18 protein-coding genes and 1 pseudogene are annotated in these 24,707 nt (G+C 39.3%); 11 read left to right on the top strand and 8 right to left on the bottom strand.

The features are described 5' to 3' along the window. On the top strand, nt 1-510 hold a 510-nt coding region (locus tag CXF72_RS04040; RefSeq protein ID WP_232784871.1), incomplete at its 5' end, for an NUDIX hydrolase. 76 nt (nt 511-586) lie between these two features. Here the strand turns inward: CXF72_RS04040 and CXF72_RS04035 are convergent. The 3 genes from CXF72_RS04035 to CXF72_RS04025 form a co-directional block, all read right to left on the bottom strand. Continuing rightward, on the bottom strand, nt 587-769 hold the full coding sequence (locus tag CXF72_RS04035; RefSeq protein ID WP_101036996.1) for a hypothetical protein: 183 nt from the start codon (nt 767-769) through the stop codon (nt 587-589). Nucleotides 770-845: 76 nt separating this feature from the next. After that, nucleotides 846-1,061, bottom strand: a complete 216-nt coding sequence (locus CXF72_RS04030; protein WP_101036998.1) for a TIGR02450 family Trp-rich protein — start codon at nt 1,059-1,061, stop codon at nt 846-848. A gap of 274 nt (nt 1,062-1,335) precedes the next feature. Next, nucleotides 1,336-2,262, bottom strand: a complete 927-nt coding sequence (locus CXF72_RS04025; protein ID WP_101036995.1) for a LysR family transcriptional regulator — start codon at nt 2,260-2,262, stop codon at nt 1,336-1,338. A gap of 169 nt (nt 2,263-2,431) precedes the next feature. Between CXF72_RS04025 and CXF72_RS04020 the strand changes: the two genes are divergently transcribed. Beyond that, nucleotides 2,432-3,889, top strand: coding sequence for an NAD-dependent succinate-semialdehyde dehydrogenase (locus tag CXF72_RS04020; protein ID WP_101036994.1), 1,458 nt, complete (start codon nt 2,432-2,434; stop codon nt 3,887-3,889). Nucleotides 3,890-3,956: 67 nt separating this feature from the next. After that, nucleotides 3,957-5,264 (top strand): 4-aminobutyrate--2-oxoglutarate transaminase, encoded by a 1,308-nt coding sequence (gabT, locus tag CXF72_RS04015; RefSeq protein ID WP_101036993.1) that lies wholly within the window; start codon nt 3,957-3,959, stop codon nt 5,262-5,264. 745 nt (nt 5,265-6,009) lie between these two features. Here the strand turns inward: gabT and CXF72_RS04010 are convergent. From CXF72_RS04010 to CXF72_RS04000, 3 genes are all read right to left on the bottom strand, one after another. Beyond that, nucleotides 6,010-6,888: a mechanosensitive ion channel family protein gene (locus CXF72_RS04010; protein ID WP_101036992.1), complete on the bottom strand. Its 879-nt coding sequence runs from the start codon at nt 6,886-6,888 to the stop codon at nt 6,010-6,012. 492 nt (nt 6,889-7,380) lie between these two features. Next, nucleotides 7,381-8,271, bottom strand: coding sequence for a uridine diphosphate-N-acetylglucosamine-binding protein YvcK (gene yvcK, locus CXF72_RS04005; RefSeq protein ID WP_101036991.1), 891 nt, complete (start codon nt 8,269-8,271; stop codon nt 7,381-7,383). 299 nt (nt 8,272-8,570) lie between these two features. After that, the gene (locus CXF72_RS04000) at nt 8,571-9,689 is read right to left on the bottom strand and encodes a lipase family protein (RefSeq protein ID WP_157823181.1); all 1,119 of its coding nucleotides are present in this window, start codon (nt 9,687-9,689) and stop codon (nt 8,571-8,573) included. Between the two features lie 1,083 nt (nt 9,690-10,772). Between CXF72_RS04000 and CXF72_RS03995 the strand changes: the two genes are divergently transcribed. The 6 genes from CXF72_RS03995 (at nt 10,773) to CXF72_RS19515 (ending at nt 16,836) form a co-directional block, all read left to right on the top strand. Beyond that, nucleotides 10,773-12,404, top strand: a complete 1,632-nt coding sequence (locus CXF72_RS03995; RefSeq protein WP_101036989.1) for an ABC transporter substrate-binding protein — start codon at nt 10,773-10,775, stop codon at nt 12,402-12,404. Between the two features lie 68 nt (nt 12,405-12,472). After that, nucleotides 12,473-13,393 (top strand): oligopeptide ABC transporter permease OppB, encoded by a 921-nt coding sequence (gene oppB, locus CXF72_RS03990; RefSeq protein ID WP_101036988.1) that lies wholly within the window; start codon nt 12,473-12,475, stop codon nt 13,391-13,393. Between the two features lie 12 nt (nt 13,394-13,405). After that, a complete protein-coding gene (gene oppC, locus CXF72_RS03985; protein ID WP_101036987.1) occupies nt 13,406-14,308 on the top strand; it encodes an oligopeptide ABC transporter permease OppC in 903 nt (300 codons plus the stop codon). Between the two features lie 19 nt (nt 14,309-14,327). After that, complete coding sequence (locus tag CXF72_RS03980) at nt 14,328-15,293, top strand: ABC transporter ATP-binding protein (protein WP_232784870.1); 966 nt, start codon at nt 14,328-14,330, stop codon at nt 15,291-15,293. After that, entirely contained in the window at nt 15,293-16,282 is a 990-nt protein-coding gene (gene oppF / locus CXF72_RS03975; protein ID WP_101036985.1) for a murein tripeptide/oligopeptide ABC transporter ATP binding protein OppF, read from the top strand. Before CXF72_RS03980 ends, oppF begins: the two co-directional genes overlap by 1 nt. Nucleotides 16,283-16,674: 392 nt before the next feature. Next, nucleotides 16,675-16,836, top strand: coding sequence for a hypothetical protein (locus tag CXF72_RS19515; protein ID WP_198552491.1), 162 nt, complete (start codon nt 16,675-16,677; stop codon nt 16,834-16,836). 277 nt (nt 16,837-17,113) lie between these two features. On the opposite strand, the gene CXF72_RS03970 is transcribed toward CXF72_RS19515, so the two are convergent. After that, nucleotides 17,114-17,812: a DUF6933 domain-containing protein gene (locus CXF72_RS03970; protein ID WP_101036984.1), complete on the bottom strand. Its 699-nt coding sequence runs from the start codon at nt 17,810-17,812 to the stop codon at nt 17,114-17,116. Nucleotides 17,813-18,069: 257 nt separating this feature from the next. Here CXF72_RS03970 and hsdR point away from each other — a divergent pair. Next, nucleotides 18,070-19,661 (top strand): annotated as a pseudogene (gene hsdR / locus CXF72_RS03965) (EcoAI/FtnUII family type I restriction enzme subunit R). Between the two features lie 785 nt (nt 19,662-20,446). Then, nucleotides 20,447-20,725 carry a hypothetical protein gene (locus tag CXF72_RS03960; RefSeq protein WP_101036983.1) on the top strand — a complete coding sequence of 93 codons (279 nt, stop codon included), beginning with the start codon at nt 20,447-20,449 and terminating at the stop codon, nt 20,723-20,725. Nucleotides 20,726-22,057: 1,332 nt separating this feature from the next. On the opposite strand, the gene CXF72_RS03955 is transcribed toward CXF72_RS03960, so the two are convergent. Then, nucleotides 22,058-23,065, bottom strand: a complete 1,008-nt coding sequence (locus CXF72_RS03955) for a site-specific integrase (RefSeq protein ID WP_101036982.1) — start codon at nt 23,063-23,065, stop codon at nt 22,058-22,060. Nucleotides 23,066-24,707 lie beyond the last annotated feature (1,642 nt).

Raw genomic sequence — 24,707 nt, 5'->3', positions numbered from 1 at the left:
AATCCTGGAGAAGCTATGCTGTATTGCCCCGAATGCGGTATAAAGTCACTTGAAACGATTTCATCTAAGAAATTTGTTTGTGAACAATGTGAGTTTACCTTTTATCAGAACACCGCGGCAGCTGTAATGGTGGCTATCTGTTGTCAGAATGAACTGCTTGTTGCGACAAGAGCGAAAAATCCGGGCATAGGCATGTGGGATCTTCCCGGTGGTTTTGTTGATCCGGATGAATCACTTGAAGATGCCGTGGTGCGCGAGTTGTATGAAGAATTGAACATGACTGTCACAGGCGCAAAATATATATTTTCCAACAGTAATACCTATTTGTATAAGGATGTTGAATATAAGACCTGTGATGCTTTTTTTGTAGTTGAATTGAATGAAAAGCCAAGGGTTCAAGCACAAGATGATGTTGCCGCGGTTGAATGGGTAAAATTGGCGGAGGTAGATATTACCCGCTTTGCCTTTGAATCGGCCAAAAAAGCAGTTCTAAAATTACGTGAACAATAATAGCGGATCGATTTATAACCAAAAATTCGGGGCCTGCACATAAAAAGAAACTATTCCTTTCGTACTGGTGCAACATTTACTCAGGAGAATTTTCAGGTTCGAGTGCTAATTCTTTAGTCAGGTTTTTAGCGCTTTCTTTATCGGCTTGTTGAGCCCTTTTTTGATGCAATGCTTCAACCAATTTTTGGTTTAATTTAGCAAAATAAATATCTTCTTCCGCTTTCCCACGCAGGCGAATTTTTTCAGTAAAGTCACTCATAATGAACACTCCACGTCAGCAAACCTATTATCAATCCTTATAGTATAAGTTTAGCTTATCTCACCTAAAACCGTGCTTATTTCCAGCCAATTAACCACTGTTTACCGTCCTTTAGCGATCGCCAGTTAATGTCATATTCAGCATGGTTAATAACCGCCTGCATAACACAACGTATTATTTTTTTATCCTCATTAAACTCAACCTCACTGACAATAAAATGTTTTTCTTTATTGAACACCGTTATTTTTGTCCATTTACTGTTGAGTAATGATTTGGGGCTAACAGGATTGATATTATTATTGTTATTTATTCTTTCTCTGTTAACCATAATGTCATATTCCTTGTTTGTTGTTTTTAATTTGCAGTCTTTGTTGATGATACGGTCATATTATATAAAAAGATCACCACATTGAGCACCAACAGACAAAGAGTCGAAAATGACAGTTCAGAAGATCAGAGTCTTGCGCTAAGTAGGTGAACATATAAAATCAAACATTTTTGTAATTTAATGTCGCTACATATCAACCTGATATATTAATATGATATGAATCTACATGTTCGATTACTTATTCGGGATCAAAAACACGATTTAATATATCGGTTAATAATTTTACTTTATTGGCCTCTCGGGGCGATTTTTTTGCAACCAGTGATAAATTAAATGGATAGGTAAGTTCGCCGGGTTGAATAATCCTTATGTCTCCGTTATTAAGCTCATTCTGAATATAACTTTGAGGCATAAATCCGATATAACACCCCGATAAAATCATCGCTTTTCGAGTATCAAATTGGTAAGACTTGGCTGCTAGGTTTAATTTTTTCAGCTGCTCAATGCCTAAGGCATCGATATCAATGCCGGGATGAATAGCGGGCACACTGCCTAATTCAGCCGGACTGATTAAGGTATCGACTTTGTTAAAAAAAGGGTGTGTTTTAGCACAGCAAAGATACACGGCTTCACTCATCAGGTGCTGGTAATGCAGCCCTTCGATATGCTGGTAATCGGGGAATAAGCCGATATGTGCTTTATCTTTTAACAAGGATTTTTCAATATTAGAGATGGGTTCACTGTCTAAAACAAGGTGCAAATTTGGAGAGTTTTTATGAATAAGTTTCACTACTTCGGCGAGTTTATTTTGTCTCGAGCGGTTTAACTGGTCATCGCACAAAATGACCAATTCACCATTTAGCTCTTTACTTAATGTACCCACCAGACGTGAGAAATCATTCAGTGAATCAAATAAATTTATCACCGCACGGTAGATTGTTTGCCCGTCTTCCGTCAGCGAAAATCCACCTCGCCCGCGTAAACATAGTTTGAGCTTCATACGTTCCTCTAAATTTGACATATGAATACTGATCGTCGAGCGAGTAATGCCAAGGGCCGATTCCGCAGCCGAAAAACCGCCGTGTTCGACAACCGCAACAAAAATACGCAACAAGCGTAAATCATATTCCGCGAGCGGTTTAGGAATGATCGATGTCTTATTCAAAGTTTTACAGCCCTCAAACTTATTGTTTAATGTTTTGTATTTAACATCAGTTGATATTGTTATTCAATAGGTAAACATAAATAGGGCTAAAAAATCTGCTTCTTGCTTAAATTGCAGATTCAGGCATGTTAATAGCGTTTAGCATATGAAAATCAATTTGGAGATAACCATGCACGGAATACAAGATAGTCAATTAATAAAAACTTTTTCGTATATTGATGGTAGCTGGCACAGCAGTGAATCTTATTTTAATGTTACCAATCCTGCGACGGATGAAGTTCTCGTTAAAGTGAGTAATGCCGGTATTGTTGAAACCGAACTTGCTGTAAAAGCAGCAAAAACTGCCTTAAAATCTTGGTCAGCGAAGTCAGCTAATGAACGCGGATCGTTAATGCGTAACTGGTTCGATTTAATGATCCAACACCAGGATGATTTAGCGCGCATTCTAACGCTTGAACAAGGTAAACCTTTTGCCGAAGCAAAAGGAGAAATAGGCTATGGTGCGGCTTTTGTTGAATGGTTTGCTGAAGAAGGCAAACGCGTTTACGGTGATACTGTTCCCGGACCATCGGGTGACAAGCGTATTGTCGTGATTAAGCAACCCGTTGGTGTAGTCGCCTCGATCACTCCCTGGAACTTTCCAAATGCAATGATTGCTCGAAAAGCCGCAGCGGCATTAGCGGCAGGTTGTACTTTCGTTGTTCGCCCAGCGACACAAACACCGCTGTCTGCACTGGCAATGGCAGAGCTTGCAGAAAGAGCAGGTATTCCAGCAGGGGTCTTTAACGTGGTTGTCGGTGAAGATGCATCGGGCATAGGAAAAGTACTGACTCAGCACCCTGATATTGCTAAATTTACGTTCACCGGATCAACCAAAATAGGTAAACTGTTAATCGGCCAATGTGCGACTACGGTAAAAAAAGTCTCCATGGAACTGGGCGGTAATGCACCTTTTATTGTATTTGATGATGCGGATATCGATGCTGCAGTCGCAGGCGCCATCGCCTCTAAATATCGTAATGCGGGACAAACCTGTGTGTGCACCAACCGCATTTTTGTGCAGAATACGATACTTGACTTATTTACAGAAAAATTTAGCGCTGCGGTGGCTAAATTGTCATTAGGCAATGGTTTAACCGACGGCGTCAATATTGGCCCGATGATTTCAAGCACCGCCGTTGATGGTGTGAGTAAACTGGTCGCTGATTCTGTTGCGCAGGGCGCAAAGATTCTCTTAGGCGGACAGCGTGACAGTGCCGGTGATAATTTCTATCAGGCGACTATTTTGACCAATGTAAGTAATGATATGCCGGTTGCGCGCAACGAAATTTTTGGGCCTGTCTCGCCAATTATTGCCTTCAGCGATGAAGATCAAGTGCTTGCCATGGCAAATGACAGTGAATATGGCTTAGCCGCTTATTTTTACTCGCGAGATATCGGCCGCGTTTGGCGTGTTGCAGAAGGCCTCGAATATGGCATGGTGGGCATTAATGAAGGCATAATTTCAAATGCAGCAGCCCCCTTTGGTGGTGTCAAGCAATCAGGTAGTGGCCGTGAAGGCTCTAAATATGGATTGGATGATTATTTAGAAATTAAGTATTTATGTATGGGCGGCTTAAATAAGTAGCTTAAACAAGTAACGCTTTCTCCATTATTGTCGATTAAGTATTAAATAAAATATTAGGAATAAAATCATGTCCAACGAATCCTTACAAAACCGAAAAACACAAGTTATCGCACGCGGTCAGGGTAATACTTATCCGGTTTATGTCGATTATGCAAAAAATGCTGAAATCTGGGATGTTGAAGGCAACCGTTATATTGATTTTGGTGCCGGCATTGCGGTCTGTAACACCGGCCACAGCCACCCTAAAGTTATCAACGCGGTTAAACAGCAAGTCGATAAATTCAGCCATACCTGTGTGATGATTAATCCCTATGAAGTTGCCGTAGAGCTGGCTGAAAAATTAACTGCGCTAGCACCCGGCAATTCCCCTAAAAAAGCAATTTTTGTGACTACAGGTGCGGAAGCGGTAGAAAACTGTGTGAAGATTGCCCGTGCCCATACTGGCCGTCGTGGTGTAATTGCCTTTAACGGCGGTTTCCATGGCCGTACTAATTTGACCATGGCATTGACGGGTAAAGTGACACCGTACAAAAACCTGTTCGGTCCATTCCCAGCAGATATCTTCCATGCCCCTTTCCCGATGGAGCACCATGATGTCTCGGTAAAAGATTCATTAAAAGCATTACAAAACTTATTCAAAGTGGATATTTGCCCAACTGATGTTGCTGCTATTATTGTTGAACCGGTACAAGGCGAGGGCGGATTTTACGCAGCGCCGACTGAGTTTTTACAAGCATTACGCAAAATTTGTGACCAACATGGCATTGTCTTAATTGCCGATGAAATTCAGACCGGTTTTGGTCGCACGGGTAAAATGTTTGCCTTTGAACACGCCGGTGTTGAAGCTGATTTAATGACCATGGCAAAAGGGATTGCAGGTGGTTTCCCTCTTTCTGCTGTAGTAGGTAAAAGTGAAATCATGGATGCTCCCTTACCGGGCGGCCTTGGTGGAACTTATGGCGGTTCGCCGGTTGCATGTGCGGCGGCATTAGCGGTACTTGAGGTGATGGAAGAAGAGAACCTTGTGCAACGTTCGGTGCAAATAGGTGAGATCTTTAATCAACGTCTGAGTCAGCTTAAAACGCAACGCCCTGATCTTATATTAGAGGTGAGAAACCAAGGCGCGATGATTGCGATAGAGCTTGTAGAAAATGGTGACCCAGAGCAGCCCAACACAGAATTAACTCAAGCTATTATTGCTAATGCCGCTCAACACGGATTAGTGCTCTTAGCCTGTGGTTTTTACGGTAATGTGATCCGTTTTCTGCCGCCGCTGACTATATCCGATACCATCGTTGAAGAAGGTTTAAATAACTTTTCCGCGTTATTTGAAAGCCTAACAGCTAAGTCTGATGAGAACCTAAAAGCAAGTTAATTAGCCTGCTTTCTGTACAAAACCCTATTCGCCTATGGGTAGGGATTTTGTGCATCAACAGCGAACGACTGCCTATGATATTTATCAAAAGCGGCATTATGTATGTGCGACACATAGCACATACAAAATGCTGCTTTGTCGATCCTCCTTTGCCATTAATGCCTTACATTCTTATCACTATGCCGCTTTTTCGATATAACTGTAAATAATAAACCTTCATTTCTGCTCAGAAAGATTGCAACTCTATAGGCTTTCAAATCAGCGGAAATAATGAAAATGGTAAATATTCAAAGATGGCTTATACCAAAAGCATTAAATTTACGATCAGTTACTTCAAAGGAAAAAATTACGCTCACAAAACCGCCGGGATGATTTTGAATAGTAAATCGGACCACTTTTTGTATGGTGTTATCGGTAGGCTGCATTCTATGCACCGCAGGCAGCGGCAATCGGTGCCTAGAATGCACCCTACGAGCTATACGTTTATTGTCATGGTTGGTGCTAGTCGGCATTCAAATAAGACCACCATTAAATTTACGCTCACAAATCCGCTGGGATAATTTTAAAGAGTAAATCGGGATGGTATTTTTTCGTTTATCGATTGGAGTATCTGACAATAAGACAGCAGTGGGATGGGTAAACGACCCAGGATAGAGTAGAGTGAATAAATATTAGCGCCTATGAGGAGCTTATTTAATATCAAAAAAATGGTAAACTTTTGCGGGTTTACCCTTTTTTAATTTAATCAGCCAAGATTAATCTTCTCTATATTATTTTCCGTTAATCCTTTCTGTTTAAACCAAAACTCCATAAAATCAGAAGTGATGCTTTGCTCTATTGCCATTGCACGGTCTGTCGGGCAAAAGATGGTAAATAAGACCTGAGTGTCGCCAATCTCTGACGTCGCTACTTGTATTTTAGGATCGGGTCCTGCAATATTTACATCTAAACGGCTTTCAATTATTTGATTATAACGTATCGCCACGTCATTAAAATCAGCACAATACTCATAAGCTTTTGCATATAACTCATCCAAAAAAACAAATGGATTAACCGTTGCATCACGGGTAATAGTGAAATGATGCATCGCATAGCGCTTTAAAAAGTTTAAATTTTTAATCGAAGATGTAATTAACTTACTATTGGGTAAATAAAGCGTTTTACCCGTATATTCATAGGCATCAATATCGACTTCTAATAAGGTTAGTTTAGCCCAGTCGGTCGAATGCACCTCGCCATAGTCTTCACCAACTTGTATCCAGTCGCCAATGCGAAATGGGCGGCTGGAAGTAATGTACACAAATCCAATGAAGCACTGAATAAACTCTTTTGTTGCAATCACAATAGCGACAGTAAATGCAGCAATAGAAATTGCAAACTTTTGAAATTCAACTGCCCAAATATTAAAAATACCAATAAAAATAAACACCGTGACAGCATTGCCCAGCATATTGATTTTTAATCGTTTATTCTGTTTTTCTTTTTTATTGATTAACTTCACAAGTAAAAACTTACTCAGCATAACAAATAAAATTAAGCTGATAGTTAATACAATTTTATTCGTTATTAGCGTGTGGTAAATACTCGTTGCAGTTAAATTAACAAATGAGAATGTCTCAATCATTATTAGTAATACCCTTAAGTTGTAGAAAATATATAAGTTATTTTTGTTTTTTATTAAGTAATTTCAGCTTTTATAATAGTTCATTAAAGGAAAATCAAATAACACTTGTATTATGTTCTTTTACGGCTCGGTTCGTGATCACTGCAAAAGTTGCTATAATACATTTTATTGTAAGACAAAAATACCTTTGTAAAAATAGTCTGAGTGTCATTTGGTGAGAGGATCTGCCCAATGTCAGAATAGTAGCAAAAAATAAAACTTGCGATCATAAACGATGAATAACAGCTAAAAAAAGTGATAAATAAAATTTATTACGCTATTAAGTTAATCGTATTTTTAAAGACTGAATAAATGGGGAAGGGGGGGCGACAAAATAAATATTTGTCGCATTATTCGGCTGAATGAGAGAAAGTAACTCAAGCCTTAATGATTCGGCTTGAACGAGAAAAACTCAAACCTTAATGATTCGGCTGAATGATAAAAACTCAAACCTTAATGATCAAACTGCGCGAGAATAGCATTTTTGAGTTTTTCTCTATCGTGGCGCCAATCTCTATTTGGCGAGGCCAAATCGGCCTTAAAGAAAGACCATTCCGGCTCAATATCAGGGTAGGAGCTGTCAACAATGACGATGTCAATTTTTCGCCCCTGGCATGCTCTTTCACACCATTCAAGTTTCTGTTTAATTTTCATTCTTCCGGCAGAGCCATCTTCAGGCGAGATATTTTCAATAAAAATTACTTTTGCCGTCTGGTTATTGAATATTGCACGCCCAATTTCAGGCAATAATAGCGGCGGCATGACACTGGTCAGAAAACTACCCGGTCCAAGCACAATGCAGTCGGCTTGAGCAATTGCAACAATAGCTTCAAGGGTTGCCGGAACCTCCGGCTCTAATTCCAGGCGCACCAGCTGTTGATCCATCTGATCAACACGGGTCTCGCCGTGTACCCAATTTCCATCAACGGTTAATCCTTTGAGATCAGAAGGGTGTTCAGACATAGGGACAATATTAACTTGTACTTTTAACATAGTGCGGATCAATTGAATTGCTTCCATTGGTCTGACCGATAAATTATCTAAAGCGGTGAGCATTAAATTACCGAGATTGTGGCCATTCAGCTCTCCCTCCCCCTTAAATCGATATTCGAACATGATTGATTCTGACGTTGGCTCAGTGATCAGCTGATTTATACAGTTACGTGTATCACCCCAAGCTATGCCTCCCTGACAGTGACGAATTCGTCCCGTAGAGCCCCCGTTATCAGTTGTCGTGACAATACCGGTAGCGTTGTCATCAATTCCCTTTAAAGCAGATAGTATTCGCCCTAGACCATGACCACCACCAAGGGCAACTATTTTTTTATCTTTATATGCATCCATTGCGATTTCTTATTATGAAGTGACACGGTAAACTATCTTAAAATGTGATCCGCGCATAATTATTATAATTAATTATGCGACAAGGTCGTTGTTTATGGTGATTTTTCCGGACGTTTATTTTTTAATGTGCTTTGCAGTAAACTATTAACTATATGATTAAATTGTTTTTTCAGGCATCCGTAACATTTATACCCTGCTTTCAGGTCAATTTATTTTTCTATTAGGCTGCCGCTAAAGTATGCCGAAATTTTGTCCATTTCCTCAGACACGATATTATTTCTCTGTGCACTGCCCCCTATTTATTCTTGAGCCGTGCTGACTAATTTAGGCTTATCAAGATTTCTCTGTGTTCCCCAGTAAGCCAGTTTTTCCACGTAAATGTTGATGTTATGGTCATTAATTCCTGCACGCCCATAGGTTGCAATGAGCCTGCGGCAGAGCCAAATCCATCTACTTACCTGAGGAGGATTGGCAATCACCTGCAAACCAGGATACGCAGCCAGCATACCATCCGCCTCCGCTGTATTTCGCGTGGCAGCGCTAAGATAGCGCAAATCGCCATAATGCCGATAATGCCGGAACCGTTCGAGGTAATCTGCAATTTGGCTATTATAAGGGATTACCGGTAACCATCTCAAGAGAAGCGTCATACCCTCTATTAAATATGAGGGGGGTAATCGTGGCACCAGATCTGCTGCATTGATGACCCGATAGACCGGCGTCCTGATACTCTGTCCAAATAACAGATTACCGACACGAGGACCACCAAAAGTATAACAGGATCCGACTGAATCATTTGATATACAGTAGGTTGCAACTACAGCAAGCGCTCCGCCCAGGCTGTGCCCGGTAATATATAAAGGAAAGCCTTTTAGCTCGGGTTTATTAAGGCTTTCCTCGATAAGAGACTGCACTGCCTTAAAGGCATTGTAGAATCCAGAGTGTACTTGATGACCTTTTCCTTTAGGGCCAACATTCATCGGATTGCCAGAAACATCGGTTCTAATATCGGCCGCGTTCGTCACTTCAGTGCCCCTAAAGGCAAGAACCAACATCGGATCGCGGTCTTGAAGCGTGATTTTAGCCAAATATGCCTGAGTATCGACGACCAGGGGAATTGATATATTGTAGGTATCAACCAATTGGAAGCCGATATCCCGAAGATCAGATTCCAACTCTTTTTTGAGCTGCTCGCGGTTTTCTGCGGCGAGCAATGCATTAAGTTTCATCAGAATATTCCGCTCGTTGGTTTCTCTTAGCAACTCCTTTGCCAGTTTATCAAGAGGTGTTGGTTGCTCAAAGCGTATATAAGCAAGGGAAGACATGACAGCCATCAACCAGGCAGTGCGATCACTGTAGGCAGCACGCTTAATCGGAGGATCGAGCAGGCTGTCAGCCAGAGTGAATTTGTGGGGCATGGTTATCTCCCTGATAATTTGATGAGGTTTATCTCTCTCAGCCGAAAGGAGGCCAGTGATAACGAAGAGAGAAATGACAAGTACATAGTTGCAATGCAGGGTCATTTGTTAATTCACTGACGCTTATATTAAGATTAGTCTATTTTGAATCTAAGAGGCTTATTGTTTGTATTCAAAATTGGTTGCGTATCTTTGTTTACAAGTGACAGATACACAAAGGTTTAATGCTTTTTATATTTTACAAGCCTAATGGCGTTCGAGGAAAAATATTACTCGGTAGAAAAACAACAGAAAGTAATTGCAAAAAAGATTAAATAAACTGGCCAAGAACACGGCAGAGGATCAAAGTCCACCAGCTTAAAAAGCAAACACTGTCATTGAAAGTGATCATTGTCACCTAAGTTACCAGCGCAGTTAATACAACAACCCAAGCTTTATGGCGAATGATCACCCTTTGATCCTGATGCACCGCTCTGGTGCACCCACCCTTGTTTTACACATTTCAGGGCGAAATTTTGTGCAGCTTGTTTTTTGTAAAGTAAAAAAAATGCTTAATATATACCTCGTATCTATTTTTTTATTCCATGCCCATAATAGTGAATAAAAAATCAACTAACAGCAGCGTTTTATGCTGCAAATAAATTTATTTACCTATCTGGCATGTTATATGCATTCTTTGGCATGTTATATGCGAAAGACATGAAAAATAAAAGAGATGAAAAAAAATGGGCAATAGCTATTCACTGTCTTTAGTTATCAATGGCTTAATAAATTAAAAAATGAATTATGTAAATCATTACTGCTCCGGAAGTTCCCTCCATGAGCTTTTTTATGAGAATATTCGACTTAAAAAACACAGTATAAGAAAATGGAGAGCAATATATTTAATTTACAACAAAAAATAAAACAGCAAAAATAACTGAACATTTTTTAAAAGTCAACGAGCAGACATCAGATACTCCGAGCGAGTCAAATTAATGATATTTTTAAAATGTTACATCTTGATCTGGAATAGGTCTAGATATTAAATTAAAGCTATCATCATGTATTAAAACTGTTTTTAAATTAGAAAGGACTTCAAAAGTGTATAAAAATAAAATAACTCAAGCACTACTTTTAGCGACTGGCATCTCATTTGCTGCAACCTCATTTACAACACTGGCAGCTAATGTACCGGACGGTGTCAAACTGGCCGCCAAACAAGAATTGGTTCGGGGTAATGGGACAGAGGTCGCTTCACTTGATCCGCAGAAAACACAAGGTGTTCCTGAATCACATGTTATTCGTGATCTGTTGGAAGGTCTGGTTAATCAGGATGCAGAGGGTAATATAATTCCCGGTGTGGCAAAAAGCTGGGAAACGGCTGATAATAAAACCTTCACTTTCCATCTGCGTAAAAATGCAAAATGGTCAAATGGTGATTCGGTTACCGCGCATGATTTTGTCTACAGTTTTCAACGTGCAGTCGATCCGGCAACCGCTTCTCCCTATGCCTGGTATCTTGATATGACGACCATGACCAATGCGTCGGATATCATTGCCGGAAAAAAAGACAAATCCGCATTAGGTGTTAAAGCCGTTGATGATTATACCTTTGAGGTGCATTTAGAAAGTGCAGTTCCTTATTTTGTAATGATGATGGGACATACCACGGTTAAACCCGTGCATCGGGCAACGGTTGAAAAATTTGGTGATGAGTGGACTAAACCGGAAAATTTTGTGGGTAACGGTGCCTTTCTGGTCAGCAACTGGGTAGTCAATGAACGTATTGAAATGACGCCAAATGAATATTACTGGGATAATGCAAAAACCGTTTTAACCAAAGTGACTTACTTACCGATTGAAAACCAAGTCTCAGAGATGAACCGTTTCTTTTCCGGCGAGCTTGATTTTACCTATGAGATATCAAACGAGCACTTTAAAAATCTGCAAAAAGAGCATCCTGAATCGCTCGCAATTAAGGGCAGTCTGTGCACCTATTATTATAACTTTAATACCCATAAACCGCCTTTTGATGATCTGCGTGTGCGTAAAGCCGTCTCTTATGCCATTAATCGTAATGTTGTCGCCAATATACTGCTGGGACAAGGTCAAAAACCAGCCTACTTTTTAACCCCGGAAATCATCTCAGATTTTAGTCCTGAGTTACCTGCATACGGAAAAATGACCCAAAAAGAGCGTGATACTAAGGCGCAAGCGTTATTAGCCGCCGCCGGATATAACCAATCTAATCCCCTTAAATTTAGCTTGTTATATAACACCAGTGAAAACCATAAGAAACTCGCGGTGGCGATCGGTTCTATGTGGAAAAAAACACTCGGTGCTGAAGTTACTTTAGAAAACCAAGAGTGGAAAACCTATCTGCAAAGCAAAAAACAGGGTGATTTTGAGGCTGCGCGTGCAGGTTGGTGTGGTGATTATAACGAACCATCAACCTTTACTTCATTAATGGAAGGCAGCAATACCACGGGTGGGATCCATTATAAAAGCGCTGAATATGATGACTTAATCAAGCGCGGGATTGAAACAACTTCAGCGTCTGAGCGTAAAGAACTGTATTACGCGCAGGAAGCATTACTCGCTAAAGATATGCCGCTTGCCCCTATTTATCAGTATGTACAAACCCGTTTAGTAAACCCTCACGTAGGCGGTTATGCTGGCAATAATGCAGAAGATAAACTGTATTCAAAAGATATGTATATTATCGCTGAATAGCCTTTAAAGGCTGCTAATAGAAAGAGGCTATTAACGCCTCTTTTTTGTTTAACTAAACTGAGTTAATTATGTTTAAATTCATACTAAAAAGAGTCATTGAAGCAATACCGACCATGCTGATATTGATCACTGTCTCTTTCTTCTTAATGCGTTTTGCCCCGGGCAGTCCTTTTTCAAGCGAGCGAACTTTGCCACCGCAGATTATGGAAAATATTAATGCCAAATATGGGCTGGATAAGCCGGTAATGGAGCAATATACCACTTATCTGACCAATGTTGTTCAGGGTGACTTAGGGCCTTCCTTTAAATACAAAGATTTTACCGTGAATGAATTGGTTACCGCGGCACTGCCTGTATCGGCAAAAATTGGTTCTTTTGCTTTTATCTTTGCCCTGTTTTTTGGGGTGGCCATCGGTACTATTGCAGCACTTAGGCAAAATACATGGATTGATTACTGTGTGATGTCGACGGCTATGCTGGGCATTGTGATGCCATCCTTTGTGCTCGCACCCGTTCTTATCTATATCTTTTCAATTAATCTCGGCTTTTTCCCGGCGGGCGGCTGGTTGGATGGCTCACTGCAATATATGGTCTTACCCGTGCTGGGAATGGCGATGATGTATGTGGCCACTTTTGCACGTATCACCCGTGGCAGTATGATTGAAACCCTTAATAGTCCGTTTATTCGTACCGCACGCGCGAAAGGATTAAGCTTTTCCTATATTGTCCTGAAACATGCTCTAAAGCCTGCAATGCTGCCCGTTGTATCTTATATGGGGCCCGCTTTTGTGGGTATTATTACCGGTTCAGTGGTGATTGAAACCATCTTTGGTTTGCCTGGTATTGGTAAACTTTTTGTTAATGCCGCGTTTAATCGTGATTATTCATTAGTGATGGGAATAACCATTATCATCGGCTTTCTGTTTATTCTATTTAACGCCATCGTTGATATTCTTCTCGCTTATGTCGATCCAAAAATTCGCTATTAAAGGACGGATATTATGTTAACAAAAAAACAAAATTTAGACGCGCTTGATAATTTCTCTGACAATTTAGAAATCGAAGGGCGCAGTCTGTGGAAGGACGCGCGGATCCGTTTTATGCGCAATAAAGCGGCCATGGTGAGCCTGGTGATATTATTGGCTATTATTGTCGCGGTTATTGTTGTGCCAATGTTTGCTGAATTCGCCTATGACGATACCGACTGGTATGCGCTGCATCAGGCGCCTTCCGCGGCACATCTGTTTGGTACCGACAGTCTCGGTCGCGATCTTTTCGTGCGCACCCTTATCGGCGGGCGTATTTCATTAATGGTCGGGGTCTTAGGCGCGTTTGTTGCGGTTGTTATCGGTACTGTCTATGGTGCGACATCCGGTTTTATCGGTGGCAAAGTAGACCGGGCGATGATGCGACTTCTTGAGATACTCTACTCTATTCCCTTTATGTTTCTGGTGATTGTGCTGGTCACTTTCTTCGGTCGTAATATTGTCCTTATCTTTGTGGCCATCGGTGCTATCGCCTGGCTGGATATGGCGCGTATTGTACGCGGTCAAACCTTAAGCCTGCGGGGTAAAGAATTTATCGAAGCTGCCCATGTCTGTGGTGTGAGTAAATGGAATATCATCAGGCGTCATATTATTCCCAATGTATTAGGTATCGTTGCGGTTTATTCAACATTGCTGGTACCGAGTATGATTTTAACCGAATCTTTTCTTAGCTTTCTAGGCTTAGGGGTACAAGAGCCGATGACCAGTTGGGGCGCCTTATTGCAACAAGGTGCGCAGACCATGGAAATTGCCATCTGGCAGATTGCATTCCCGGCTGCATTTATGGTCGTCACCCTGTTCTGTTTTAACTATATCGGTGACGGTCTGCGCGATGCGCTTGATCCTAAAGACAGATAAAAGAATTGAAGGAAACACCATGAATTTATTAGATGTACAAGATCTGCGCGTTGAATTTACCACCCAGGACGGCAATCTTACCGCGGTTAATGATCTTAATTTCTCGCTGCAGGCCGGTGAAACACTCGGCATTGTTGGCGAGTCAGGCTCGGGTAAGTCGCAAACGGTATTTGCCTTAATGGGCTTGCTGGCGAAAAACGGTATTATTTCCGGCAGCGCAAAATTTGAAGGTAATGAAATACTTAATTTATCCGAGAAAGCCTTAAATAAAGTACGTGCAGAGCAGATTGCAATGATCTTTCAAGATCCGATGACCTCACTTAATCCTTATATGAAAGTGAGTGCACAGATGATGGAAGTGCTAATTCTGCATAAAGGCATGAGTAAAAAAGAAGCCTTTGAAGAATCGGTCAAAATGCTCGAAGCGGTCAAAATACCTGAAGCACGCAAACGCATCACTATGTATCCGCATGAGTTTTCCGGTGGTATGCGTCAACGGGTAATGATAGCCATGGCACTTTTATGTCGCCCTAAATTGCTTATCGCCGATGAACCGACCACCGCATTGGATGTGACTATTCAAGCGCAGATAATGGCGCTACTTAATGAATTAAAAGATCAGTTCAATACCGCCATTATTATGATCACCCATGATTTAGGCGTAGTGGCGGGAAGCTGCGATAAGGTACTGGTCATGTACGCTGGCCGTACGATGGAATACGGCAGCGTTGATGAAATTTTTTATCAGCCAAGCCACCCTTATACGGAAGGGTTGTTGAAATCAATTCCACGCTTAGATACCGAGGGTGATATTTTACCCACTATTCCGGGGAATCCGCCTAATCTTCTTAATCTGCCCACCGGCTGTCCTTATCAGGATCGCTGCCATCGTGTGATGGATAAATGTAAAAAAGAAGCACCGCTATTAACATCCTTTGCCGAGCAGCGCTCTCGTGCTTGTTTTTCTGAATGGGAGTCTTGGTAATGAACAGTGAAAAAAAATTAATGCTTGATATTAACGATCTTAAAGTGGAGTTTAGTATCCCCTCTAAGTCGATGCTTCCTTGGGCTAAGCCCGATAACCTAAAAGCGGTTGACGGCATCAGTCTTAAATTATATGAAGGTGAAACGCTGGGTGTGGTTGGCGAATCGGGTTGCGGAAAATCAACCCTGGCGCGCGCGATTATTGGGCTGGTACCTGCGAGTGAAGGTAACGTGGTTTGGTTAGGGCAAGATCTTACCAAGCTCAAAGCTGAACCTTTACGCCAAAAACGCAAAGAGATTCAAATGATTTTTCAGGATCCGCTGGCATCCTTAAATCCGCGCATGAATGTTGGCGATATTATTGCAGAGCCGCTGCGTACTTTTTACCCGAGCTTAACCAAGGATGAAGTTAAACAGCAGGTAAAAGATATGATGACCCGTGTGGGTTTACTGCCGAACGTGATTAACCGTTATCCCCATGAATTTTCCGGTGGTCAATGCCAGCGTATCGGTATTGCCCGTGCACTGATTTTAAAGCCAAAAATGATTATTTGTGATGAGCCTGTTTCTGCTCTGGATGTATCAATTCAAGCTCAGGTGGTGAATCTTTTACAGGAGCTAAAAAATGAGCTGGGCTTAAGTTTAGTCTTTATTGCCCATGATTTGTCCGTAGTAAAACATATTGCCGATCGTGTATTGGTCATGTATTTAGGTAAACCCGTTGAATTAGGTGAATGTTCGGCCCTTTTTGCCGAGCCTAAACACCCCTATACGCAGGCGTTAATGTCTGCCGTGCCGCTTCCTGATCCTAAAAAAGAACGCGCTAAAAAAATACAGATGCTGGAAGGGGAGTTACCATCGCCTATCAATCCGCCTTCCGGATGTGTTTTTAGGACGCGCTGCCCAATTGCCACGGAGCAATGCAGTAGTGAAATACCGCAATTAAAAGGAGGAGATGTTCACGCCTTATCCTGCTTACTGCGCGCTTAATAGGTCAGCGTAAACAGACTGTTTACGCTGATATTTCAGCTCCAATAAAGAGCTAATTTAATATTAAAAAAGGGCGAATCTTTGCAGGTTTGCCTTTTTTTTGCTTATTTCCCCGGCTGATAAATGACACTTTGCGGGTTATTTTTGAGCAACTGGAATTTATCTGATAAATTAAAAGATTACACAGGATTTGAAAATGTTAAGGTGATGTCTGTCACTGATTATATTTTTTATCTATATCATCTAAATCATTAACCAGCTGATATAAAAAAGATATTTACATGACCAATAAAAAACGAAAAGCAGCTATTTTTAGTGCCCATTAAACCCCCTAAAGCTGTTATATTTTTAATAAAATAGCAGTTACACTCAAATAAAAAAAGAGAAGTCCAATGGCAAAAAAACCTAATTACTCCTTCGAAAAAAAACAGAAAGAAATTGCAAAAAAGAAGAAAAAAGAAGAAAAACGACTAAATAAACTGGATAAGGGCACTGAAGAGGATAAAACCCCACTCACTGACAATGAAAATATTGTGATTGAAAGCACTAACTAAACAGCGGCAGCGAGCAAGTCACCGCATATAACAAGGCCAGGATTTATGGCTTTTAATTATTTTTGAAAAAAACATTCCAAAAATAAAGCTAAATCTGGCGGCGTTACACAGGGCAGATAATGTTGATCAAGATAAAATCCTGGCACAAAAAACATTTAATTTTGATTAAAATATGACATTGAAAGCCTTTAGTGCTCAGCCTGTTACAAAGGCGAAATTGATTGATTAATAAATTATCACTGCTGCTGTGGTATAAAACAGCAGTGCCCTATGACGATTAATTTTTTTTTACATATTGAGAGAAATCAATAACATTGTCATGCTTAATCAACAACGCTCTATTTTCCACAGAGAATGCCTTTAACCAATAGGATAAAAAATTTTGGTTTGGAAATATATAATCTTTATTGCCTTTTATCCCACGGGGGATTTCCCCGGTGAACAGGTCAAATCGTAAACAATCAATATTTTCTTTGATCATTCCCTCTTCGTAACACTGTCTTTCCAGATGCCAAACCGCTTCGTTGATATGTGCCTGCACGCTTCTATCACCGCGTTGATAAAAGGCACAGGTATCAATTAAACTGTCATAAACATCAACACTGCTATCTACCTCAGCACTATCAAGCATTTTTTCATGCGCCATACAGCGAAAGTTGGCTTTTAAATGCTGCTCGAAAATATTTAAAAATTCATATTGATCTCCTTTTTCACCCGCAGGAAAGGTCAGGCAATAACGGCTACGATAATCCATTACTAGCAGATATTTTTGACGCTTAATCGAAACGCAATGCACTACCCATTGCCATTGAAAGCCATTGTTTTTTTGTGCATCAACATCTTCTGGAAAAAATGGAGCTTTAATAGATTCGGCAATCGTTTTATGGGGGGCTGACTCCACGCAGGATATTTTTTCCCCTTTACGGGTTACGGTGAAAAACTCGGCTGCTGCTTTACTTAAATTAAACACTAACATTATATTTTTCCAATAATTTTAATTCCGAATACAGTATCTCACAAATTGACCAATAAAATTTGCCGAACAACCAGCCTCTATAGTGCTTCAAGAAAGCAATCATTTTTTATTATTTACCATTTTCATAAGATAAAAATATTTAATTTATCAAAAATAATAATTAAAAGATCAAAGTTTCCGGCGCAGTTCATACAACGCATTAAGCTTTATGCCATAATGTAAGTCATTGAAGCATAAGTGATGAGTGGTTTTATTTCATGCATAACAACACAATAAAAAAAGCAAAACTCTCTGAAACAGATATCATTAGCAAGTTTATTCTGCCCAGCATTAAAAATGCAGGCTGGGACGATATGCGCCAAATTCGTCAAGAAGTAAAACTGCGTGATGGCAAAGTCATTGTGCGCGGTCAAATCGGCATGCGTTAAATCGGCTGATATTGTGCTTTACCATAAACCCAATATGCCCCTTGCCGTGATTGAAGCCAAAGCTAATAAACATGAAATAGGCAAAGGCAAAGGCATGCAGCAGGGGCTAGATTATGCCCGCCTGCTGGAAGTGCCCTTTATTTTTGCCTCTAACGGTGACGGTTTTATTTTTCATGATAAAACCAATCCCGCCCAGCTTGAAACTGAAATTAGTTTACAAGAATTTCCGACACCGGCACAGTTATGGGATAAGTATTGTCTTTACCGCGGTTTTACGGAAACGCAATTACCCTTAATTACTCAGGACTATCATGATGACGGTGACGGTAAAACACCGCGTTATTACCAGCTGCAGGCCATTAATAAAACCATAGAAGCTGCCTCTCGTGGCCAAAAGCGAATGCTATTGGTGATGGCAACGGGCACCGGAAAAACCTATACCGCTTTTCAGATTATCTGGCGTTTATGGAAATCGCAGCAGAAAAAACGCATTCTCTTTTTAGCCGATAGAAATATTCTGGTCGATCAAACCAAAAACAATGATTTTCAACCTTTCGGTCAGGCGCTAACCAAAGTCACTAAACGCACGGTCGATCCGGCCTATGAAATTCATCTGGCGTTATATCAGGCATTAACCGGACCAGAGGAATATCAAAAAGCCTTTAAGCAGGTTGCTCCCGACTTCTTTGATTTGATTATTATTGACGAATGCCGCCGCGGCAGCGCCGCCGATGACAGTGCCTGGCGTGAAATTTTAGAATATTTCAGCAATGCGATGCAGGTAGGTTTAACCGCAACCCCTAAAGAAACCGATGAAGTCTCCAATATCGACTACTTCGGCGAGCCTGTTTACACCTACTCATTAAAAGAGGGCATCGAAGATGGTTTTCTGGCGCCCTATAAAGTAGTGCGTGTGGATATCAATGTCGACCTGCAGGGTTGGCGGCCAACCAAAGGACAAATAGATTGAGGATCGTATTTATAACCAGAAAGACTTTGATCGCACTTTAGTCATAAATGAAGCGGATCGTAAACAAACCGTGATTGATGAGCTTGAACAGGCCGGAATTATTTGGGAAGCCTTAACTCAGGAAGTGGGTCTGGATCTTGATCCCTTTGATATGATCTGCCATGTGGTTTATGACCAGCCCGCCTTAACGCGCAGGGAGCGGGCAAACAAGGTTAAAAAACATAACTATTTCACTCAATATTCCGAGACAGCACAGACCGTATTGAATAATCTTCTTACCAAATATGCAGACGTTGGCGTACAGGAAATCGAGAGTATGCAGGTTTTAAAAGTACAGCCCTTTACAAAAATTGGCAGCCTTAGTGAAATTATTAAAAAAGGCTTTGGTGGTAAACCGCAATATGAACAGGCAATCACTGAATTAGAAGAAATATTATACCGTTCAGCATAATCGCTAGTATGGTTTTTTATATCAAAAAAACTGATGTAAACAGTAACCGTAGGGTGCACTCCATGCACCGCAGGCAGGTAATCGGTGCACGGCCTACTATGTTCAAAAACATCTACTTCGCATGCTTAGATTTCAATAACTTAATCGGAATATGAATTTAATGGAATAGGTATTGTATATCGGTAGGCTGCATTCCATGTACCGTTGACAAGTAATCGGTGCGCGGCCTACTATGTTCAAAACACATCAACATCGCATTCTTAGTTTCCCGATAACTTAATAGGAAAGTGAATTTAATGGAATAGATATTGTATATCGGTAGGCTGCATTTCATGCATCGTTAGCTGTTATCCGATTCTAAAAATACACTGATATCGCCTCTTTAGGCACGCAGAGCTTAGCCCGTTCAAATACTGAACTGTCGTTCAATTCACTCCCCGACAAAAACCTAAGGATGACGGATAATAGAGAAAGTGAATTTAATGGAATGGGTATTGTATATTGGTAGGGTGCATTTCATGCACCGCTGGCAAACAATCGATACTGAAGCGCACCCTGCTAAAATCTACTCATCATATTTTTTGATTGATCTTTGTAAACCAATCAAGTTATTCTCTAAAAATTGGCATTATTGCCTATTAAAAAAGCGAGCCATTATTTCATGACATCAATAACAAAAAATTAATTTACCCGTGACTCGGTTATAATACAGGCTGCTTTTCAATTACTTACATTATCTTGAAGCTATATCTGCAAGTATAAAAGCATCTAGTAATGGAATTGTGATGATACATATGACAAAAGATCCTATGGAAAAATTTTTTACCTATCCCTCCTATAGTGAACAACTAAGAATTACAGAGAAAATAGATGAGTTAATGCTGCTTTATGATCAGCTTAAACAACAAACTGAATCCGGTATTGATGTCCATAAAACTTTAGTGGAAGTATTATTAACTACTTTTACCGACAGCAAAAATCACAAAGAATTAAATAAAAACTGGGCACAGGTCAGTGAATTTTCGATATCCTTTTTACAACAGAGCACAGTATCGATCAGCTAAAACAAACTATTCTGAAACTAGCAATCATAGGTAAATTAGTACCTTTTATAAATCATAAAAAGAGATTGCTGAAATCTGTTTAAAGTTTTGGACCTAGAAATGGCTTTTCACCTAAGAAAATTTTATATGAAACTGATGTTAAAGTTTTAAAGCAGGGTGCTACCTCATATGGTTCTCTAAACCTAGAACAGTCTAAGTTTGTTTCTTTAGTTATTGAAAAAGAGTCTCATCTCTATCTGCGAAAAGGAGACATCCTCATTCAGCGAGGTAATTCATAAAATTTTGTTGGGTATAATGTATACATTAATAAAGACTACCTAGGTTATATCTATCCTGATTTAATGATGAAAATTCGCACTAATAATGAGGTTTTACCAGAATTTATATCCTTATATTTATTGGCAAAACTTTCAGAGAACATATGTGGTTACAAATGACAGGTACCTCAGGAACCATGCCAAAGATAAGTAAAAAAGTTGTTGAGTCAATACCTTTGCTTGTTCCTACTTTAGAAGAATAGCATCGTATTGTTACAAAAGTTGAAGAGCTAATAACTATTTGTGATCAACTAAAATTATGCTTAAACGAATCCCAACAAACCAAAATTCACCTCGCTGATGCGCTTATCGAACAAGCAGTATCATATTAGCATGCTCACCTACGAGTAAGTTGGTGAGTAATTTAATCTTATAGGTGAAAGATAGAATGATTATATTTAGGTATTCTTTTGTGATTTTTTAAAATAACCTAGCTTAAATGGAAAATAAAATAGGTCCTTATAAATTATTTTATATTCAAACTGTAAAACTATTTTTAATTTATTCTTCTCTAAAAACTTAATTCTGATGGCTATGGCTGATAATTTTATCTTAGGTTTTATCAATCAAGGGAAACACCTTAACTTTCCCTCAGATTTCACGTGAGAGTCTTATTATTTTAATAAAATTACTCTGTAACGCACTAATAGCAAGGGGTTCAGGGATTTTACTTAAAAAAGGAATGAATTAAATAAAGCTGATATTACCCTGAAATAGCTTTAAAAGGTTAATAATCAGTCGATTTATCCATAAACAGACGTAAAAGAGAGTTTGTAGCGTAACGGTAATAAGAGAAGCATTCTTAATTTTTTGGTTAAATTGATAAAATCAATTCGTAGGGTGCGCTCTGCGCACCGATTACCGCTGCATGAATTCGGAATAAGAACATGACAGCTTGAAATTTTCATCTCCCGATGAGATAAGGCTTATTCGAAAAAACTATTTTTAACTTTCTGGGATTCCAGCTAAAACACGGCTGGAATGAGACAATCTAAGGTTATTTAAAAAGCTATATTTAGAAAGTAATATCTTGACCGATTTTCTTGAGATTTCTTTTTTTATTAAGGTCGTAAACTCTTGTTGTTTCCGGACTTGAATGTCCTACCAGACCCTGAATATCTTCAATCGCATTGCCATCATTAATAAGCTCGGTAATGTATGTCCGTCTAAAATCATGGGGGCCGAATTTTTTAACCATCATCAATTTTTGTTTTGCCTGAAAAATATCAAAAACAGTTTGCGAACAAATTCTTTGATTGATAATCTTTCCCGATTTATGGGCTCTTAAAAATAAAAAATTATCTGCCGCTATTTCAAGTGATGAGTTATATATCATGCCAAGCCAATCCAATATTGCCTGTTTAACTCTCTCACTAAACCAGATTTCTCTTTCTTTATTACCTTTACCGACCACCGTGAGTTTTTTATCGGTAAAATTTATTCTGTTTATTCTAATATTGATAAGCTCGGTTCGTCTTAATCCGCATCCTCGAAGAATAATAATAATAGCTTTATCCCTTACCCCTTTGGTTTTATTTAAATCCTGATCACAGGTATTAATAAGGTCCCTTATATTTTCAGCTGAAAGCAGCGTTCCTTCCTTTTTGACCCGCGAGCCCTTAGGCTTTTTAATAATATTTATCAGGTGATGTCTTTCGGGTGAAATGAGTTTTTTATTGAGTGCCGACAGACAAACCCCTTTTATAGCGGATAAGTAAGATCCCACTGTACCTGGTGCCAAACCTGTCTTGGTCAGGTTATCCAAAATATAAATAACAACATCCTGATCCAGCTGATGCCAGGGGAAATCTTCAATATTTTTATCAAAAAGTCGGGCTATGTTTCGCAGGTAGGAGCGTATGGTCGATTGACTGAGATCGGAAAGTGTTCTCAGATAAGACTCTGCCGGCCCAATATAAGAAGTCGAATGATTAGCATCTCTCAACATATTTCTTTTGTTGAAAAAAATATCCTCTTCTTGAGTGTCTATTAATGCCGTTGGGGAGTCTATTAATTCAGTCATCCTTGCTGCCTTTTTAGTTTATCTGAAAATGAATACTACTGGTTATTTATACATAATAAAGCGCTAAATATCAAGTTCTCAGTCTTTTAAAACCTGTATTTTAATAGACTGACAATATTTAGGCTGTTTTTTACTGTGGATCGTACATTAAACAGTCTGTTATCATCAATGAGTGAGAATTCCATGCCGATTTTTGGCTGCCAATATTATTGTTATGTGCGCGAGGACAGTTTGAAATGAAGGAAATATTGCGTAAATAGGGGGAATTATAGCGCTCTGTGCTGCTTAAATAGGTATGGTTACCTTGCAATAGTATTTTTATGCACGATAGAGAGCAGTGAAAATATCAAAATAGAACAAAAAGACAATATAATCATAAGGATAGACGTAAAAATAACAATATTAATGAGCTGTTATGTTGTTTAAAAGCGCATCATGCGCCCATATTCTGTTATTTTTACAACTAATGTATTAGTAAACGGCGAGCCTGAAGGCTCATTTTATAACAAACACCAAAATTTAATATTTAGACACGCAGAGCTTAGCCCGTTCATAATACTGAACTGTCGTAAATGACTTCAGCGTCCTGAGGTCGTTTTCATAAATTCCAACGTTCAACTTTTGCTCTCTCCCCGACAAAACATATACGGGGATGTGAATGTTACTGAAATATCAGTTATCAATATTTTATGGCTGAAGTACTATCTGGATTATTAATGCTGAACGTAAATAAAGCGGAAAAATCATCGCGCTATATGCGCTGTCTGTTACTTTAAGCGGGTATTATCCTTGATAATATTGTTTCATGTACCACAGAGAGCAGTTAATACGTCAAAAGTCCGTAAAAAGATAATATAATCAATTAGATAGGGTTGAAATAAATAATTTGAATGACTGTTTATACTGTGCTTAAAATGGACATAGCTTATTATTTAACCTGTTCCTGTTCTTTTGATAATTTACTGTGTGAAATATCCAGAAACAGTCTATGGGGTTACAAAATAAGAAAGTTGTCGTTCGCCAGCAGAAGCTAATCAATAAACCACTACTATCTGAGAAACATATTCAGCTGTGCGGACACACTTATATTTTCACTATTGAGTTTAAAAATTTTTTCACGGACTTCCATGCGAAACAGTAAAGAGTACTTCAATAAATTTATTAAAGTACTCTAATACTCAGGGGCTTTAAAATACCTATATTATTTATTAATTAAAATTACGAAATAAATTTCAATTAATAGATAAGCTTAAAAACAAAAAGTTAATAAATAAAAGTAGGAAACTTGAAAATAAATAACAAGGCTGAAATATTTACATGTTCAGTTTTATTTTTTTAGTATGATTTAAGACTGCTGAGTTATATTTTAATTAATCTGAATCGGGGATATAAAATAACGGGTTATTAAAAAAATATTTTAAACTTTCTGAGATTCCAGCTAAAAGACTGCTGTAATGACGCAACTTAGTATTTTCACTTGAGCCGAGCTCAGGTTAATTACTTAACCGATAGACATTAAAAATTAAAGTAATAAATTTGAAATAAAAAATAATCTTAACTGACAACTGACAACTGAAATCTGATAGCCGACAACTGATAGCCGACAACTGATAGCCGACAACTGATAGCCGACAACTGATAG

This window comes from Psychromonas sp. MB-3u-54 (assembly GCF_002836415.1).
Classification (GTDB): Bacteria; Pseudomonadota; Gammaproteobacteria; order Enterobacterales; family Psychromonadaceae; genus Psychromonas.
This window is presented reverse-complemented; position numbering and strand designations above follow the sequence as displayed.

Bases quoted from the DNA above. Each gene is read 5' to 3' on its own strand.
- CXF72_RS04035 (WP_101036996.1), bottom strand. From the start codon at position 769: ATGAGTGACTTTACTGAAAAAATTCGCCTGCGTGGGAAAGCGGAAGAA.
- CXF72_RS04020 (WP_101036994.1), top strand. From the start codon at position 2,432: ATGCACGGAATACAAGATAGTCAATTAATAAAAACTTTTTCGTATATT.
- gabT (WP_101036993.1), top strand. From the start codon at position 3,957: ATGTCCAACGAATCCTTACAAAACCGAAAAACACAAGTTATCGCACGC.
- CXF72_RS04010 (WP_101036992.1), bottom strand. From the start codon at position 6,888: ATGATTGAGACATTCTCATTTGTTAATTTAACTGCAACGAGTATTTAC.
- yvcK (WP_101036991.1), bottom strand. From the start codon at position 8,271: ATGGATGCATATAAAGATAAAAAAATAGTTGCCCTTGGTGGTGGTCAT.
- CXF72_RS04000 (WP_157823181.1), bottom strand. From the start codon at position 9,689: ATGCCCCACAAATTCACTCTGGCTGACAGCCTGCTCGATCCTCCGATT.
- oppB (WP_101036988.1), top strand. From the start codon at position 12,473: ATGTTTAAATTCATACTAAAAAGAGTCATTGAAGCAATACCGACCATG.
- oppC (WP_101036987.1), top strand. From the start codon at position 13,406: ATGTTAACAAAAAAACAAAATTTAGACGCGCTTGATAATTTCTCTGAC.
- CXF72_RS03980 (WP_232784870.1), top strand. From the start codon at position 14,328: ATGAATTTATTAGATGTACAAGATCTGCGCGTTGAATTTACCACCCAG.
- oppF (WP_101036985.1), top strand. From the start codon at position 15,293: ATGAACAGTGAAAAAAAATTAATGCTTGATATTAACGATCTTAAAGTG.
- CXF72_RS19515 (WP_198552491.1), top strand. From the start codon at position 16,675: ATGGCAAAAAAACCTAATTACTCCTTCGAAAAAAAACAGAAAGAAATT.
- CXF72_RS03970 (WP_101036984.1), bottom strand. From the start codon at position 17,812: ATGTTAGTGTTTAATTTAAGTAAAGCAGCAGCCGAGTTTTTCACCGTA.
- CXF72_RS03960 (WP_101036983.1), top strand. From the start codon at position 20,447: ATGATACATATGACAAAAGATCCTATGGAAAAATTTTTTACCTATCCC.
- CXF72_RS03955 (WP_101036982.1), bottom strand. From the start codon at position 23,065: ATGACTGAATTAATAGACTCCCCAACGGCATTAATAGACACTCAAGAA.